Here is a 14,744-nt window from a genome sequence, read left to right as displayed (position 1 = left end):
AAACAATCATTCTTCGCTCAGCTTTTCTTCGAGGAAGTCAAGCCGGTCCTGGCCCCAGAAGCGCTCGCCTTCGACCACCCAGGTCGGAGCTCCGAAAACCCCGGCTTCTATGGCCCGGTCCGTGTTGCGCTGCCAGGCTTGGGCCATGCCCGGCCCTTGCGCGGCGTCGGCCAGCGCCTTGCCATCGAAACCGGCTTCGCGGGCCACCGCAACGAGTGTCGGCCAGTTGGCAATGTCGCTGTCTTCCTGCCAGATGGCCCGCAGCACGGCATGTGACAGCTCCAGTGCAGCCAATTGACCCAACGCACAGGCCGCCGCCACCACCATGCGGCTGCCGGGCTCCCGATCAACAGGATAGAACTTCGGCTCAAGCTTGAGCGGGATGCCAAGCCGGTCACGCCAGCGCGCGAGGTCTACCTGCCGATAGCTTGCCCGCTGCGCAGATCGTTGCTGGTAAGGCAACCCGCCGGATGCCGCAAGCAGCCGGCTGAAATCCAGCGGACTGACATTGACCACGGCATCGGTGCGTCGCACCATGCTGATGAAACGCTCGCTGCCTAGGAAGGTCCACGGACTGGCAACGCTGAGGTAGTAGTCGACGATCTTGCGCATCAGGCCTGAATGGTTTCTTGCGCGGAGCGCGCTTTGTCGTCACGAATTTCGCTGGCATGAAGTGGCATGTCCAGCGAACGCAAGATGGCTTGGACTTTGGCAACCGGCACTTTGCGCACAGTCACGCCTTCGTCGATGGCAACCGCGGCAGCAATGCCTGCGGCCTGGCCGGTCGCCATGCAGGCGGGCATGTTGCGCGAGCGGGCATGGGCAGTGTGGTCGGCTGAAATCGCCCGGCCTGCAATCAGCAACTGCTCTATTTTCAGTGGCACCATGCAGCGGTAGGGGATTTCATAGGGAGGCAGGCCCCGAAAGTCCACGTCGCCGCCCTTGGGGTCATGGATGTCAAGGGCCGAGGCATCAGCGGCGATGCTGTCTGCAAAGGAATGGCCTTGCAGCGTATCGTCACCGGTCAGCGTGTACTCGCCGAGCACATGGCGGGTTTCGCGCACACCCAATGCGCCTGAAATCTGGCCAATGCCTGCGTGCTCGAATCCGGGAACACGTTCGCGCAGGAATTTCGCAACGCCTTCGATCTGCCGGTAGCATTCTACGATGGCAGCGCTGAATTCAGCGGGCGAGAAAATATCCACGTCCTGCACCCGCGTACCGTTCACATACATGAGGCCGTTGGCTGTCTTGAGCGTGATGTTGTCGCGCTGCAGCTTGATGCCGGTTTCTTCCTGGAACTTGCGCAGCGACTGGTTGAAGCCCGTCAGCCACAAGCCGTAGCCCAGGCCTTCGGCAGTGTCCGGAATCGCGCGGGCAGGAATGTCGTCGCTGGTCCGGGACCAATCGGCCAGACGCTGCAGGTCCACATGGGACATCGTGAAGTACATCGACACGGGCTGCATGGTCTCTTCGCTGCCGCCCGAGCCCATCACAAAAGGCGCATTGGCCTTGGCGGCCATGTCGCCATCGGCCGAGCAGTCGATAACCACCTTGGCGTTGATGACGTGGCGCCCGGCCTTGCTCTCGACGATGACGCCGGTGATGGCGCCGCCCTCAATGATGGGCGCAGAGACAAAGGTCTCGAACAGGATTTGCACGCCCGCATCGACGCAAAGCCGCGTCAGCAGGATTTTCATGATTTCGGGGTCGCAGGGCGACGCGATCTTGACACCACCTGTCTTGGTCAGCGCCATGTAGTCGTCACCGGCGCCGCCGGCCGAGCGCGCAAGATTCCAGATTTCTAGCGGCAGGCCGCCGAGCAATGCGCCTGAAGGCTTGGTGTTCAGGCCCAGTGTCAGGTTGCCGCCCAGCGAGCCGAAGCGCTCGATCATGACCACGTGTTTGCCTTGGCGGGCAGCGGAAATCGCTGCGAACGGGCCGGTCGTTCCGCCGCCAACGACAACGATGTCGGTAGACATCAGCACTGGAATTTCGCGTGCTGGTTCTGTGAAAGTGGTTCTTGGGGTGTTCGGGTTCATGGGTGTTTCCTTGCAGAAGGGATGAAAAAGGACGGGTTCAGTCGGCCTGGGCGCCCGAAATTTTGACGGCCTTGGCCCACTTGGCTATTTCGTTGCGAATGAAGGTATCCAGATCGGCCGGTGTGCTCGGGCTGAGTTCGGCACCGGTGGCGGCAAGGCGCTCACGGACATCGGGCAAAGCCAGCACTGCGGTGACGTCGCGGTTGATCTTCTCGATGATCGGCTGCGGTGTACCCACGGGCACCAGCAAGCTCAGCCAGGACACGGCTTCAAAGCCAGGGAGGCCTGATTCGCTGACGGTAGGCACGTCGGGCAACGCGGCGCTGCGTTTGGCGCTGGTGACAGCAAGCGCCTTGAGTTGTCCCGACTTGATTTGCGGCATCGCCGCGACGATGTTGTCGAACATCACCGCAATGCGGCCTCCCCCCAGGTCGGTATAGGCGGCGGGCGTGCCTTTGTAGGGCACATGGACCATGCCGCTGCCGGTCAGGTTGTTGAACATTTCGCCAGCCAGATGGTTGCTGGTACCGATGCCGCCCGAGCCAAAGGAAATTTTGCCGGACTGGCCCTTGGCGTGGGCAATCAGCTGCGAGACGTTCGACGCGGGAACTTCCTTGTTGGCTACCAGTAGGAGCGGGGTTTTGGCAACCAGCATGACCGGCGCGAAATCACGCGTGAAGTTGTAGTTGAGCTTGGTGTATAGCGATGCGCTGATGGCGTTGGCGACCGTTCCCCAAAGAATGGTGTAGCCGTCGTTCGGGGCTTTGGCGGCAACATCCGTTCCGAGGTTGCCACCGGCACCCGGACGGTTTTCGATGACTACCGGCTGACCCCATTTGTCGCCAAGTTTTTGGCCGACAGTCCGTGCCACGATATCGGTGGCGCTGGCCGCCGGAAACGGCACGACAAAACGCACCGGCTTGTTGGGATAGCTGCTGGTGGCTGGCTGCGCCATCGCGGCTGGGGCAAGTGCGGTAAACAGCATAGCCGCGCCCGCAAGAAGGGTAGTTCTTCGCCTGCTTGCGGTTGTCTTGCAACCGGAGCTGGCGTGTGTCAAATTGATATTCATGGCGGTTCCTTGTTCCCGGTGGCAGGTAACTGAAATGAAGGAATGCAAGCAGCCTTCGACCCGAGTGCTATTCATCATTGATTCGTATGCGAAGCAATGATTCAAAATAATAACAGAATTCAGAAAATCCATTGATCCCATGAATCGTTCAAGGATTTACGAAGAAAGCGGCCGGTCGGCCGCTTGCCGCTTCAGTGCAGGAGGACCCAGCCCGGATTCATCAGGTTATTCGGGTCGAGCGCGCGCTTGATGACGCGCATCAGCCAAGGGCCCTCGCGACTTATGCTGTTCCAGCTTGTCGAGCTTGAGGCTGCCGACGCAGTGCTCGGCCGAAATCGAGCCCTCAAAACGCGCCACCGAGTCATACACCAGTGAATTGACCTGCTCTTCATGCGCGCGCAGAAAGGACTGCTGATCGCCGCCTTCGGGCGCCTGCATGTTGTAGTGCAGATTGCAGTCGCCCAGATGGCCAAAGTTGACCAGCCGCACACCGGGCAGCGCTTGCCGCAGCACCGCATCGGTGACCGCCACAAACTGCGGTTTTGCGCTGCGCCCGCAGGAAAGCGGCTCAGTGGCGCAAGCTGCGCTTGAGTTCCTTTAGCAGCAGGACGATCTGGCTGGAGGCCAGTCGATAGCTGCCGCCAAGGGTTTCGCGGGCCTTCTCCATGTCGCCGCCTTGCGCATAGGTTAGTACCTTGGCAGCCTCGATATGAAAATCCCGATGCCGCGATGTCAGTGCGGAAAATGCCGGATAGTGTGCAAAGCGCTGGCTGCCCGCGCCATGCAGCCATTTGCCCAGAGCGCAGTAGTTATCATGGCAAGCCACATTGATGGGCAAGAGGTAGCTCGGTTGTCCATCCAGCACGCTTTGCAGCTGTTCCTTCCAGTTCTCATGGGAGTCAATAGCGGCATCCACGTCGATTTCCGCCAGTACCAGCTCCACGGTTTGCGCGTCCAGCCCCATTTCACTGGGCGCGTTGATGCTGGCGGGCTGCTGGGACGAAGCCGCGTCGAACTTGTCAAGATTGAACAGCTGATTGAAAAATCCCATGGCGTTCACGCTTTCTTGCTAAATAAGTTGCGGCTGCAATTTGTATCAAATTGGTGTGCGGTTTAGTAACAAAGTGTACTCTTGTCAACACTGATTGACTGCATGCCAATGCTGTAGTAGCGCAAAACATTTGCATGGTCAGGATGGACCTGCATGGCCTTCCCGCAGCCGCGCAGCTTAGATGCGCAGCACGCGGCCCGGATTCATGAGATTGTCTGGATCGAGCGCGCGCTTGATGGCCCGCATCATGCCCAGGGCCACTGGCGATTTATGCTGCTCCAGCTTGTCGAGCTTGAGGCTGCCGACGCCGTGCTCGGCCGAAATCGAGCCGTCAAACCGCGCTACCGAGTCATAGACCAGTGAATTGACCTGCTCTTCATGGGTGCGCAGAAAAGCCTGCTGATCGCCGCCTTCGGGTGCCTGTACGTTGTAATGCAGGTTGCCGTCGCCCAGATGACCAAAGTTGACCAGTCGCACCCCCGGCAGGGCTTGTTGCAGCAGCGCATCGGTGACTGCCACAAACTCGGGAATGCGCGAGACCGGGATCGAGATGTCGTGCTTGATGTTCAGGCCTTCTTCGGCCTGCGCCAGCGGAATGCTTTCGCGCACATGCCAGAGCTGGCGCGCCTGCGCGATGTTTTCGGCGACCACGGCATCTAGCACGCAACCCTGATTTAGCGCGGTTTCCAGCAGGCGCTCAAATTGCGCGCGCGCATGGGTTTCGGATTCGGTGTCGGAGTTTTCCAGCAGCACGCAAAATGGAGCCCCCACGCTCCCCACTTCGTGAGGTTCGCTGCCCCCCGGGGGGGGTGGCCTAGCTTGGGGCGGCCCGGCGCTGGCGGCCGGTGCCCCCACGCTGCCCACTTCGTCTAGTTCGGCAGGCGCTTCGCAGAACGGCACGCGCAATTGAGGGAAGTTTTTGGCGACCAGACTCAAGGCAAACTGGCCCATCACTTCAAAACCGGTCAGGCCCGCGCCCAGGTGCTGGTGCGCCAGCCCGAGCAGTGTCACCGCATGCTGCAGCGACGGAACGGCGGCCCAGGCGGTCAGTCGGGCGGCCGGCTGGGGATAGAGCTTGAGCGTGGCGGCGGTGATGATGCCCAGCGTGCCTTCGCTGCCGATGAAGAGGTCGCGCAGGTCGTAGCCGGTGTTGTCCTTACGCAGGCCGGACAGCCCTTCCCAGACCTCGCCCTGCGCCGTCACCACTTCCAGCCCCAGGCACAAATCGCGCGCATTGCCGTAGCGCACTACCTGCGTGCCACCGGCGTTGCTGGCCAGATTGCCACCCAGGGTGCAGCTGCCTTCGGCGGCCAGGCTTAGCGGAAACAGCAGGCCGGCCTGTTCTGCGGCCTGCTGCAGGTTCTGCAAAATGCAGCCGGCCTCGACGGTAATGGTCAGGTTGGCCGTGTCGATGGCGCGCACCGCGTTCATGCGCTGCAGGCTCAGCACCACCTGCCGACCCGAATCGTCAGGCGTCGAGCCGCCGACCAGGCCGGTGTTGCCGCCCTGCGGCACCATCGAGACGCCTGCCGCCGCGCAGGCCTTGACTATGGCCGCGACCTCTGCGGTGCTGCCTGGCCGCACTACCGCCAGCGCCTTGCCGCGCAAGCGTTTGCGCCAGTCCTGCTCCCAGGCCGTCAGGTCGCCTTCGCACAGCACCTGCGCCGCGCCACTGACCTGCCGCAAGGTCTGCAGCAGTTCGTCGTCGGCGTTCACGCGGCGTCCCCGCTGGCAGGGGTGGCGGCTGCCGGGGCAGTAACGAGCGGATTTTTCAGCCGAATACGCACATGCAGGGCACAAGCCGTGAAAAGCAGCAGGCACAGCAGCACTTCGATCATCGCCAGGTAGTTGCCCGGTGGGCGCTCGCTCCAGGCCCGCGTGGCGCCTTCGGCGAAGTACAGCCACACCATCAAGCTGACCCAGCGGTAGGTGTACATGCGGTTCTTCAAAATACCGGCCAGCGGGATGCACAGCGGCAACACCTTGAGGGCTAACAGCGAGCCGCCCGGACGAATCGGCGCCAGCCACATTTCCCAGGCCAGGCCCAGCACAATCAGCCCGATCAGGCTGCCCAGCGCCAGCCGGCGGGTCATTTCTATTTGGTGTGTCTTGTTCATGGTGCTCTTTTGCTCAATGGCATGATACCGGGGATGAAATTTCAGCAGTCTTTGCAGGTGTTGTTAGCCGAGCTCTCCCATTTTCCGTGGCGCCACACCGCCCACACCCTGCGCAACCGCTTTCGTGATGACCACATGGGCCTGACCGCCAGCAGCCTGACCTTCACCACCTCGATTGCGCTGGTGCCTTTCTTTACCGTGGCGCTGGCCGTTTTTACCGCCTTCCCGATGTTTTCCAAGCTGCAGGGCGCCTTGCAGGACTGGCTGATTCAAAGCCTGATCCCGGACAACATCGCGCGCCAGGTACTGGGCTATCTGACGCAATTCAGCCGGCAGGCCAGCAAGCTTGGCGTGGCCGGCCTGGCGGTACTGCTGGTGACCGCAATCACGCTGATCCTGACGATAGACCGCACGCTCAATGGCATCTGGCGCGTCAAAAAGACGCGGCCGCTGACGCAGCGCGTGCTGATCTACTGGGCCGCCATCACACTGGGCCCGCTGCTGCTGGCGGCCAGTCTGGCGCTGACTTCTTATGTGCTGTCGGCCTCGCGCGGCCTGGTGGGCGCTTTACCGGTCAGCCTGCGCTTCCTGCTCGACATCGTCCAGTTCTTTCTGGTGGCTGGCGGCATGGCCGCGCTGTTTCGCTACGTCCCCAATACCTATGTCAAGTGGACGCATGCCTGGTCCGGCGGCGTGTTTGTGGCTGCCGGCATAGGCATCGCCAAGAAACTTCTGGGCCTTTACCTTGCCACTGTGCCCACTTATTCGCTGGTCTACGGCGCCTTTGCCACGCTGCCTATCCTGCTGGTCTGGATTTACTTGTCCTGGGTCATCGTGCTGATGGGCGCGGTAATCGCTGCCTACTTGCCCAGTTTGCTGGCGGGCGTGACGCGCCGCGGCAGCGCTCCGGGCTGGAACTTTCAGCTGGCCATCGAGGTGCTGCAGCAGCTGGACAAGGCGCTGACCTCCTCCCGCAAGGGTGTCAGCGCCTCGCAACTGGCCGAACTGCTGCAAGTCGATGTGCTGCAGCTTGAACCGGTGCTGGAGACGTTGGAGGCGCTTGATTGGGTCGGTCAGCTCAAGGACGCGCACGGTGCCGAGTCGCGCTACCTGCTGCTGGCAGACCCCGCCAGCACCGCGCTTGAGCCGCTGATGCAGCAACTCCTACTGGAAAAGACCGAATCGGTCAGAAAACTATGGGAAAAAGCCCGCTGGCCCGCCATGAATCTGCGCGACGCGCTATAAAAAAAGGAGCTACTACGGCTCCGTCAGACCAGTCGTACAACAGGCAGTGGAACTGGCCCACGACCACACAACGATTGCATCTTTATGATCCTTTTTGATTGGGCTGGGTAGGGTGATTAGCCCCGATACGGCGGTCATCTTTCACTCTACTAGCCTACTTATAAAGGTCAGCACATGTTGAAAAAATTAATCGTTTTTGCCATCACTTCCGGTCTGGCGGCCAAGTGGTGCAAGGCCTATGCCAGCAAAACACAGGCAAACGGCCCTTCAGGCGTTCTGGGCGCGCAAACGCTCACCGCCCGCGCAGCTTTAAGGCGGTCCGCCGCGGCGCGCCATTCTGGACCCTGAACGCAGCTGCGGCGATGAACGTAAGCACGCTTATTTGTCCCTCAAGACTTCATACAGGCGGGCAAAATGCTTACAAAGTCCGCCAGAACCTTGCATTGACGCGGGTATACCATTGACCGCTAGTACCACCAAACGGAGGAAGTCGTGAAATCCATATTGCCTTTGCGCCCAGCCGGGCTCCATGCGCTGACCAACGAGCCGATCAACATCAACGAAGACGATTCCGTCAATTACTGGGTGGCGGCGCTGGACTGCAGCGAACTAGAGCTGCGCGTCGCCATCGCTGAAGTCGGGCCCGCCGCGCGCGATGTTTGCAACGAACTGGGCAAAGCGGTTTGACGGCCCGCTCGGGGCTGCTCTCGGTCAGGGTTAACGAGCCTTCCGAAGGCCTCTTTTACTGGTCGGTCACCCAGCTTTCGGACCAAGAACACAGCGCTGATTTGTGCATAGACGCTTCCGACCATCCTTATCCCACCCATGAGGCCGCCCTCAGCGCGGGCGCGGCCTGTCTGAAGGTGCGCAAGACGGCATGATCGTCTGAATCCCTCGGAGCAGGTATTTCGGAAGAACCTTTCCCTCCGGGCGCGGCCTTGGCCAATAATAAGCAGGCGGCGGGTCAGCAGCCGCTGATTCAGTCCCAAGCATGCCTCACCTCACTGCCTCCAAAGCTTCATCGCCGATTTCTGATAGCTGGGTGATCTGCCTGTGCGCCGACTGGTGCGGGGTTTGCCGTGACTACCAGCTGATTTTTGCGCAGATGGCCAAGCGCTACCCCGCCTTCCGGTTTGCCTGGCTGGACATTGAAGACCAGTCCGATCTGGTTGGCGATCTGGACGTGGAGACTTTTCCTACGTTGTTGCTGGCCGACGCCCAGGGCACCCGGTTTTTTGGCCCGTTGACACCGCAGACCAGCACGCTTTCGCGCCTTCTCGATTCGCTGGCGCGCTCCGGCCTGCAGGCCACGCCCCATTTACCGGCTGCGCAGCACTTGCTGCAGGGCTTGCAAACTGCGCCAGAGCGCTGGGTCAGCGCTTAATTTTTGTGCCCAGCGCTACCGTCTTGCGTAGCGAAGCACCCTCCGCTTGGGAAAAATCAACGATTCCACCAGAGACGCTCCCTCCCTTCTCAAAAACTTGCAGCCAAGTAACTTTGTTGTTTTAATTTGATAATCAAATGTTTAAAAATGCGGGGGTCACGTTCGATAGCAAACGGCGCCTTAGGAAAGCCCCGAAAACGCGCACGACCTCCGCGACGCAAGGCGCCGCTCAAGCGGTAAGCCGGAAAGCGCCTAAGGATTCGGTTCATCGCCACCCGACCTTCGAGCCGCGCCAGGCTTAGCCCTATACGCGCGTTGACTCGCGCGTCGGTTGCTCAGCTGGTTGGACGGCTCAAAGCGCAGGAACTCATCAATTTCAGCAGCTAAAAATACCTCTAACCCAAGTACACCGAGCGTGAAGTGCTCCATTTTTAATAGCAAACAGATTTTCGGAGACCTCTTCAAAGCCAAGCTTTGCTACACAAATGTCAGTAAATGTATCGGGCCAAAAGCAATACGCAGTGCGTTTGCAGTGAACACCGGCACAAAGCGCGAATAAATGCCGCCTGTTTGCCTCATTGGCGTCGGGCGAAGGGCCGTATCTTTGTCCTTTACTGGAGCCGTCCAATGCCGTGCCCTAAAAGTGACTGTCGAATTCCCCGTCGAAGCGGTATGGAAAGCCCCGTTTGCTGCTCGGATGCGCAAAGACTGCAATGCGCCTCGAAAACTTCTCAACAGCTTGTCAGCAAGAGCGCTGGGGTGCAAAACGGGCAGCTGTTCACGTTTTCTCTCTTGGCTGCATCGCTTGTTTGCTCCAGCCCGGCGCTGGCCGAGCGGGCTGACTATGCGACCGATTCACAGGCTTACAACGTGGCGTCTTACCAGGCGCCGGTTCGCGTCGTTTTCAGCCCGCGCGAGAGCTTGTCGCGCGCCTTGCCTCTCTTGCAGTTGCGCGGCAACGCCTGCCTGCAAAGCGCCCTGGCCGTCGAGCCCCTGCCCGTCAGTAGCCGGTCCATGCAGGACATTCTTGATCACTGCGGATTGCTCGGGGACGATATGCAATCGGGCGCTTCCCGCCAGCCGGTCTCTAACCGGGAATCTTCCGCCGTGCCGGCGCTGGTCGCGGCGGCTGCTGCGCACCCCGACCAACAGGTGCACGCTAACAACTGCACCATCTGCCATTCAGGCTATTGATTCCTGGCCAGGCCCCCGCTCGGGTCAAGCCTTGATGAAGTCGCGAATCGCAAACAGCGTCTCATCGGGCGCCTCGGTCATCTGGCGATGGCCGACCGCGAGGCTGACCACCTGCACGTTTTTGCCGGCCTTGCGTGCCGCAGCAATCAGCCCTTGCGCGGCCTTGGGCGGTGTCATCTGGTCTTGCGCACCCAGCACAAACAGCACCGGACAGCTGATGGCTCTAATCGCAGCTTCGCCATTGGCATAGCTGTCGCAGGCCTGAAAGCCGCGATGAAATACATTGACCTTGGGGTTGCTGGCCAGCACGCGGCGGCCCAGGGCCATGCTGGCGCCATAGACCCAGGTGCCGGGGCCCAGCGCCGAGGGCGGCGGCGCCAGCGTGCTGCGCGAGAAGACATTGATCATGGTGAGCGCCTTCATCGGCTCATGCAGCGAGGCATCGAGCAGCGCCTGCGACACCTTCATCGGGAAGGCGGCGCCCACCAGCACCAGATGGCTGACGCGCTCCTGGAGCCGACTGGCGGCCTCCAGCGCAATCAGCGAGCCCCAGCTGTGGCCCACCAGCGCGGTGCAGGGCACGCCCGCGGCGTCCAGCAGCGCGGCGATGAAGTCCGCCGCTTCTTCCACGCTGGCAGGCGCCTCGCCCGCGCTGCGGCAGTGGCCCGGTAGATCGACCGCAAGCACGTTCCAGCCGTGGTAGGCCAGATAGCGGCTTTGCAAAATCCAGACGCTGTGGTCGTCAAGCACGCCGTGGATGAATACGACGGTGGGTTGCGCGGCATTGAAAGGCTTGCCGCCGGTATAGCAATAAGTGTTGTGGTCGTTGACGGTGAGCTGCATCTCAGGCTCCGGCTTTCTCGGCCACGTTCTGACCCAATTTCTCTGCCGCTTTCAGCGCGCGCTTGAGGTCGTCAATCAGGTCGTCCGGGTCTTCCAGGCCGATGCTCAGGCGTATCGTGCCCTGCGTGATGCCGGCCCCTTGCAGGGCTTCATCCGTCATTCGAAAGTGCGTGGTGCTGGCCGGATGAATCACCAGGCTGCGGCAGTCGCCGACATTGGCCAGATGGCTGAACACCTTGAGCGCTTCAATAAAAGCCTTGCCTTGCTCGCGCTGGCCCTTGATGTCGAAGCTGAACACCGAACCCGCGCCGCGCGGCAAGAGTTTTTTGGCCAGCGCGTGGCTGGGGTGAGATTCCAGCATCGGGTGGCCGACGCGTGCCACCAGCGGGTGGCCGGCCAGATATTGCACGACCTTTTCGGTGTTGCTCATGTGGCGCGCCATGCGCAGCGGCAGGGTTTCAATACCCTGCAAAATCAGCCAGGCAGTGTGCGGGCTCATGCAGGCGCCAAAGTCGCGCAGGCCCTCGCGGCGCGCACGCAGCATAAAGGCGCCGACCGTGCTTTCCTCGCTGAACACCATGTTGTGAAAGCCGTCGTAGGCCTCGGTCAGCTCGGGAAATTTGCCCGAGGCTGCCCAGTCGAAAGATCCGCCATCGACCACGATGCCGCCAATCACCGTGCCATGCCCGCTCAGGAACTTGGTGGCCGAGTGGTAGACCAGGTCGGCGCCGTGCTCAAAGGGCTTGACCAGCCAGGGTGAGGTCAGCGTGGAATCGACCAGCAGCGGCACGCCGGCCTCATGCGCAATGCTGGACACCGTAGCCATATCCAGCACGTCCAGCCCGGGATTGCCGACGGTCTCGCCGAAAAACAGTTTGGTGTTGGGCCGCACGGCGGCGCGCCAGCCGTCAATGTCGCCGGGCTGGACGAAGGTGGTGTCAATGCCAAAACGGCGCAGCGTGTAATGCAGCAGGTTCTGGCTGCCGCCATATAACGCAGTGGAGGCGACGATGTGCGAACCCGCTCCCATCAGCGTGGCGATGCTCAGGTGCAGCGCGGCCTGGCCGCTGGCAGTTGCAATCGCGCCTATGCCGCCTTCGAGCGCCGCCACACGCTGCTCCAGTACCGCATTGGTTGGGTTGCTGATGCGCGAATAGACGTGACCTGCACGCTCCAGGTTAAACAGGCTGGCGGCATGGTCGCTGGACTCGAAGACAAAAGAGGTGGTGAGGTGAATTGGCACGGCGCGCGCGCCGGTGGCCGGGTCGGGCGCGGCGCCTGCGTGCAACGCGAGAGTGTCAAAACCGGGATCTGAGTAACCGGGCATAGCGTGTCTCCAAAAAAAAGGCGCCGGCGCATTTAATAATGAGCACCAAACAGAATATAAAAACGAAAGTAGCAGCGAACGGGCTGACGCGCTGTTGCCGGCTTCAATTTGATTGCCATCGGCAGGAGCGCCGGTAAAATTCGTTACGGCAAGCGTCTCATTGTGGGCTATATTGAATTTCGATTTGACGCTGGCAGGGTGCGGCGTGACCATGAAAATAACGTGCCAGAACTACTCTGGTGCAGTAACCGGGGAGAAAACGATGAAGGTTGTTGACATCTTGCGCGTGAAAGGCAATACCCTTTACACCGTCCAGCCTGACGAACCGCTGGGCCAGGCGGCGCAGATCATGGCCGAAAAAGACATCGGCTCGTTGGTCGTGATGGAGCATGGCGAGCTTGTCGGCATGCTGACTTTTCGCGAAGTGCTTGTCTGCATCGTCAAAAATGGCGGTGAGATCGGTAAAACACTGGTGCGCTCCGCCATGGACGACTGCCCGATGACCTGCACGCCAGACACCGAGATTGACGAAGTGCGCCGCATGATGCTGGAGCGCCATGCCCGCTACATGCCGGTGATGAGCCAGCGCATGCTGATGGGCGTGATCAGCTTTTACGACGTCGCCAAGGCTGTTGTAGACAGCCAAAACTTTGAAAACAAGATGCTCAAGGCCTACATTCGCGACTGGCCGGCTGAAGAAGACGCCAAGGACGATTGATCTGGCGGCGGGCCGCTGACTGTTTTAAGGCGCGCTGTTTTCAAGCACCAACAGCGCCTTTGAAGCGCCTGCCTGCGGGCTTCACCAACCCAGACGGGCTGAGGCAGTCCTTAGCCCGCCAAGCCCACATAGACATCCTGCACGTCATCATTTGCATCGATGGCGGCCAGGAAGTTTTCCACTTCATCCAGATGTGCCGCACTCAGGCTGTCAGGGTTGACCGGGTTTTTCGGCTTGTACCCCAGCTTGGCGGACAGGACATTGAAGCCTTGGGCTGGTAGCGCGCGGCTCACCAGGTCCAGATCGGCGTGGTCAGTGAGAAACAGGGTCGTCCCCGCTTCGCCGCCCGGCTCGAAGTCCTGCGCGCCAGCCTCAATGGCGGCCAGCTCAGGATCTGTACCAGCCACAAGTGGCGCGGCCTCAATCATGCCGACATGGTCGAAGTCCCAGGCCACCGAGCCCGAGGAGCCGAGCTGGCCATGGCGGAACAACACCCGAAATTCAGACGCGGTGCGCCGCACGTTGTCGGTCAGGCATTCGACCATCACGGGCACCTGATGCGGCGCAAAGCCCTCGTAAATGACGCGCTCAAAATGGACCGCATCGTCCGTCAGGCCAGCCCCCTTCTTGAGGGCGCGGTCCAGCGTGTCTTTTGGCATGGAGACCTTGCGGGCTTGTTCCACCACCAGTCGCAGGCGTGGATTCATGGCCGGGTCGGCGCCGTTGCGCGCGGCCACCATGATCTCCTTGACCAGCTTGCCGAATACCCGGCCCTTGGCATTGGCCGCCAGATCTTTGCCTTTTGCTTTCCATTGCGCGCCCATGATGGATGCTCCTTAAGATTTGCGCTTGCATGCGCTTTGAGTGGGTCTGAATTGTTGGGTCACACTACGACGTGATGACCCACAGCAGGCGAGGTTATACACCCGGGCTGTCAGCGCCTGAGCGACCGCCACTGCTATTTATGATCTGAATTGACCGAGATCAAATTGTTCAAATTTGTTGACGGAGCCGTACAAGTCTGATTCAGGTCTTCAACCATGTTACCGGCGCGCCAGACCAGAAAAGCACTAAATCCGGGGAAAATGGGGAGCGATTTACGTTAACTGGAAAAAAATACCCATGAATGAAGTTACTCAATTCCCTCCTCTGCCCGACCATCTGTCGATTGACCCGCGCAGTCCCCATCACGTCGCAGCGGTGTTCGAGCATGACATCGGTATTCGCTTGAACGACAAGGAGCGTCTCGATGTCGGGGAGTACTGCATCAGCGAAGGCTGGATCAAGGTGCCTGCGGGCAAGACGGTGGACCGCAAAGGCCATCCGCTGCTGATAAAGATTAAAGGCAAAGTCGAAGCTTTTTATCGTTAAACCCAGGAAAAGATTGTCATGGCCTACTCTCCAGAATTTTTGAAGCTCGTTGACGAGTTTATTTTTCTTGCCAACCGAATGGCCGAACAGGGAAACCCTGGGGAAATCAGCGCCGCAATTCTGTTCGCCGCCGGTCGCTACAACGCCTTCAATTTCGTGTCCGGTCAAGGTACCGAGCAAGATCAGGATAAGGCGGTAGAGTTTTATGTCGCGGAGTACCGCAAGGCGCTGAGCTCCAATTTGGCGGGCGCTGTCGGGCCCTTGGTCAAGCCTCAAAATTGACACCAGCCATCCCGTTGATCAAAGCCATGAATGCGCGCTTTCCGTCGCATGCGCAACAGCCAGGCTGGCGTTGAAAAGAAAAAGTGAACCGCCAGAATTTC

At 60.4% G+C, this 14,744-nt stretch carries 16 protein-coding genes and 1 pseudogene; 7 read left to right on the top strand and 10 right to left on the bottom strand.

What is annotated here, in order from left to right:
- Window positions 1-6 precede the first annotated feature (6 nt).
- From HHJ18_RS09515 to HHJ18_RS09485, 7 genes and pseudogenes are all read right to left on the bottom strand, one after another.
- The gene (locus HHJ18_RS09515; protein ID WP_296914427.1) at window positions 7-612 is read right to left on the bottom strand and encodes a 2-hydroxychromene-2-carboxylate isomerase; all 606 of its coding nucleotides are present in this window, start codon (window positions 610-612) and stop codon (window positions 7-9) included.
- The gene (locus HHJ18_RS09510; RefSeq protein WP_296914423.1) at window positions 612-2,042 is read right to left on the bottom strand and encodes an FAD-dependent oxidoreductase; all 1,431 of its coding nucleotides are present in this window, start codon (window positions 2,040-2,042) and stop codon (window positions 612-614) included. Before HHJ18_RS09510 ends, HHJ18_RS09515 begins: the two co-directional genes overlap by 1 nt.
- A 37-nt stretch (window positions 2,043-2,079) precedes the next feature.
- Window positions 2,080-3,111, bottom strand: a complete 1,032-nt coding sequence (locus HHJ18_RS09505; RefSeq protein WP_296914421.1) for a tripartite tricarboxylate transporter substrate binding protein — start codon at window positions 3,109-3,111, stop codon at window positions 2,080-2,082.
- Between the two features lie 191 nt (window positions 3,112-3,302).
- Window positions 3,303-3,642 (bottom strand): annotated as a pseudogene (locus tag HHJ18_RS09500) (FAD-linked oxidase C-terminal domain-containing protein).
- Window positions 3,643-3,679: 37 nt separating this feature from the next.
- Entirely contained in the window at window positions 3,680-4,162 is a 483-nt protein-coding gene (locus HHJ18_RS09495) for a CZB domain-containing protein (RefSeq protein WP_296915173.1), read from the bottom strand.
- 177 nt (window positions 4,163-4,339) lie between these two features.
- The gene (locus HHJ18_RS09490) at window positions 4,340-5,878 is read right to left on the bottom strand and encodes an FAD-binding oxidoreductase (RefSeq protein WP_296914417.1); all 1,539 of its coding nucleotides are present in this window, start codon (window positions 5,876-5,878) and stop codon (window positions 4,340-4,342) included.
- Window positions 5,875-6,279 (bottom strand): DUF2069 domain-containing protein, encoded by a 405-nt coding sequence (locus HHJ18_RS09485; protein ID WP_296914414.1) that lies wholly within the window; start codon window positions 6,277-6,279, stop codon window positions 5,875-5,877. The genes HHJ18_RS09490 and HHJ18_RS09485 overlap by 4 nt, the downstream gene beginning before the upstream one ends.
- Before the next feature lie 33 nt (window positions 6,280-6,312).
- On the opposite strand from HHJ18_RS09485, the gene HHJ18_RS09480 reads away from it, so the two are divergent.
- The 4 genes from HHJ18_RS09480 (at window position 6,313) to HHJ18_RS09460 (ending at window position 10,102) form a co-directional block, all read left to right on the top strand.
- On the top strand, window positions 6,313-7,524 hold the full coding sequence (locus HHJ18_RS09480) for a YihY family inner membrane protein (RefSeq protein WP_296914412.1): 1,212 nt from the start codon (window positions 6,313-6,315) through the stop codon (window positions 7,522-7,524).
- Window positions 7,525-8,016: 492 nt separating this feature from the next.
- Window positions 8,017-8,211 carry a DUF3606 domain-containing protein gene (locus tag HHJ18_RS09475; RefSeq protein WP_296914409.1) on the top strand — a complete coding sequence of 65 codons (195 nt, stop codon included), beginning with the start codon at window positions 8,017-8,019 and terminating at the stop codon, window positions 8,209-8,211.
- A 304-nt stretch (window positions 8,212-8,515) separates the two neighbouring features.
- A complete protein-coding gene (locus HHJ18_RS09470; protein ID WP_296914406.1) occupies window positions 8,516-8,908 on the top strand; it encodes a thioredoxin domain-containing protein in 393 nt (130 codons plus the stop codon).
- A gap of 792 nt (window positions 8,909-9,700) precedes the next feature.
- Window positions 9,701-10,102 carry a hypothetical protein gene (locus HHJ18_RS09460; RefSeq protein WP_296914403.1) on the top strand — a complete coding sequence of 134 codons (402 nt, stop codon included), beginning with the start codon at window positions 9,701-9,703 and terminating at the stop codon, window positions 10,100-10,102.
- Between the two features lie 24 nt (window positions 10,103-10,126).
- Here HHJ18_RS09460 and HHJ18_RS09455 read toward each other — a convergent pair whose 3' ends face one another.
- Both HHJ18_RS09455 and HHJ18_RS09450 read right to left on the bottom strand, forming a co-directional pair.
- Window positions 10,127-10,945, bottom strand: a complete 819-nt coding sequence (locus HHJ18_RS09455) for an alpha/beta hydrolase (protein ID WP_296914401.1) — start codon at window positions 10,943-10,945, stop codon at window positions 10,127-10,129.
- Window position 10,946: 1 nt separating this feature from the next.
- A complete protein-coding gene (locus tag HHJ18_RS09450) occupies window positions 10,947-12,272 on the bottom strand; it encodes an O-acetylhomoserine aminocarboxypropyltransferase (RefSeq protein WP_296914398.1) in 1,326 nt (441 codons plus the stop codon).
- 262 nt (window positions 12,273-12,534) lie between these two features.
- Between HHJ18_RS09450 and HHJ18_RS09445 the strand changes: the two genes are divergently transcribed.
- Complete coding sequence (locus HHJ18_RS09445; protein WP_296914395.1) at window positions 12,535-12,990, top strand: CBS domain-containing protein; 456 nt, start codon at window positions 12,535-12,537, stop codon at window positions 12,988-12,990.
- 110 nt (window positions 12,991-13,100) lie between these two features.
- Here the strand turns inward: HHJ18_RS09445 and HHJ18_RS09440 are convergent, their stop codons facing one another.
- Complete coding sequence (locus HHJ18_RS09440; protein WP_296914392.1) at window positions 13,101-13,814, bottom strand: YebC/PmpR family DNA-binding transcriptional regulator; 714 nt, start codon at window positions 13,812-13,814, stop codon at window positions 13,101-13,103.
- 298 nt (window positions 13,815-14,112) lie between these two features.
- Between HHJ18_RS09440 and HHJ18_RS09435 the strand changes: the two genes are divergently transcribed.
- Both HHJ18_RS09435 and HHJ18_RS09430 read left to right on the top strand, forming a co-directional pair.
- Window positions 14,113-14,361, top strand: a complete 249-nt coding sequence (locus HHJ18_RS09435) for a DUF3297 family protein (protein WP_296914390.1) — start codon at window positions 14,113-14,115, stop codon at window positions 14,359-14,361.
- An 18-nt stretch (window positions 14,362-14,379) separates the two neighbouring features.
- On the top strand, window positions 14,380-14,643 hold the full coding sequence (locus tag HHJ18_RS09430; RefSeq protein ID WP_296914388.1) for a DUF3144 domain-containing protein: 264 nt from the start codon (window positions 14,380-14,382) through the stop codon (window positions 14,641-14,643).
- Window positions 14,644-14,744 lie beyond the last annotated feature (101 nt).

This window comes from Polaromonas sp., from assembly GCF_012927455.1.
GTDB lineage: Bacteria > Pseudomonadota > Gammaproteobacteria > Burkholderiales > Burkholderiaceae_C > Polaromonas.
The sequence above is the reverse complement of the archived record's forward strand: the minus strand, read 5'-3'. Positions and strand labels throughout refer to the sequence as shown.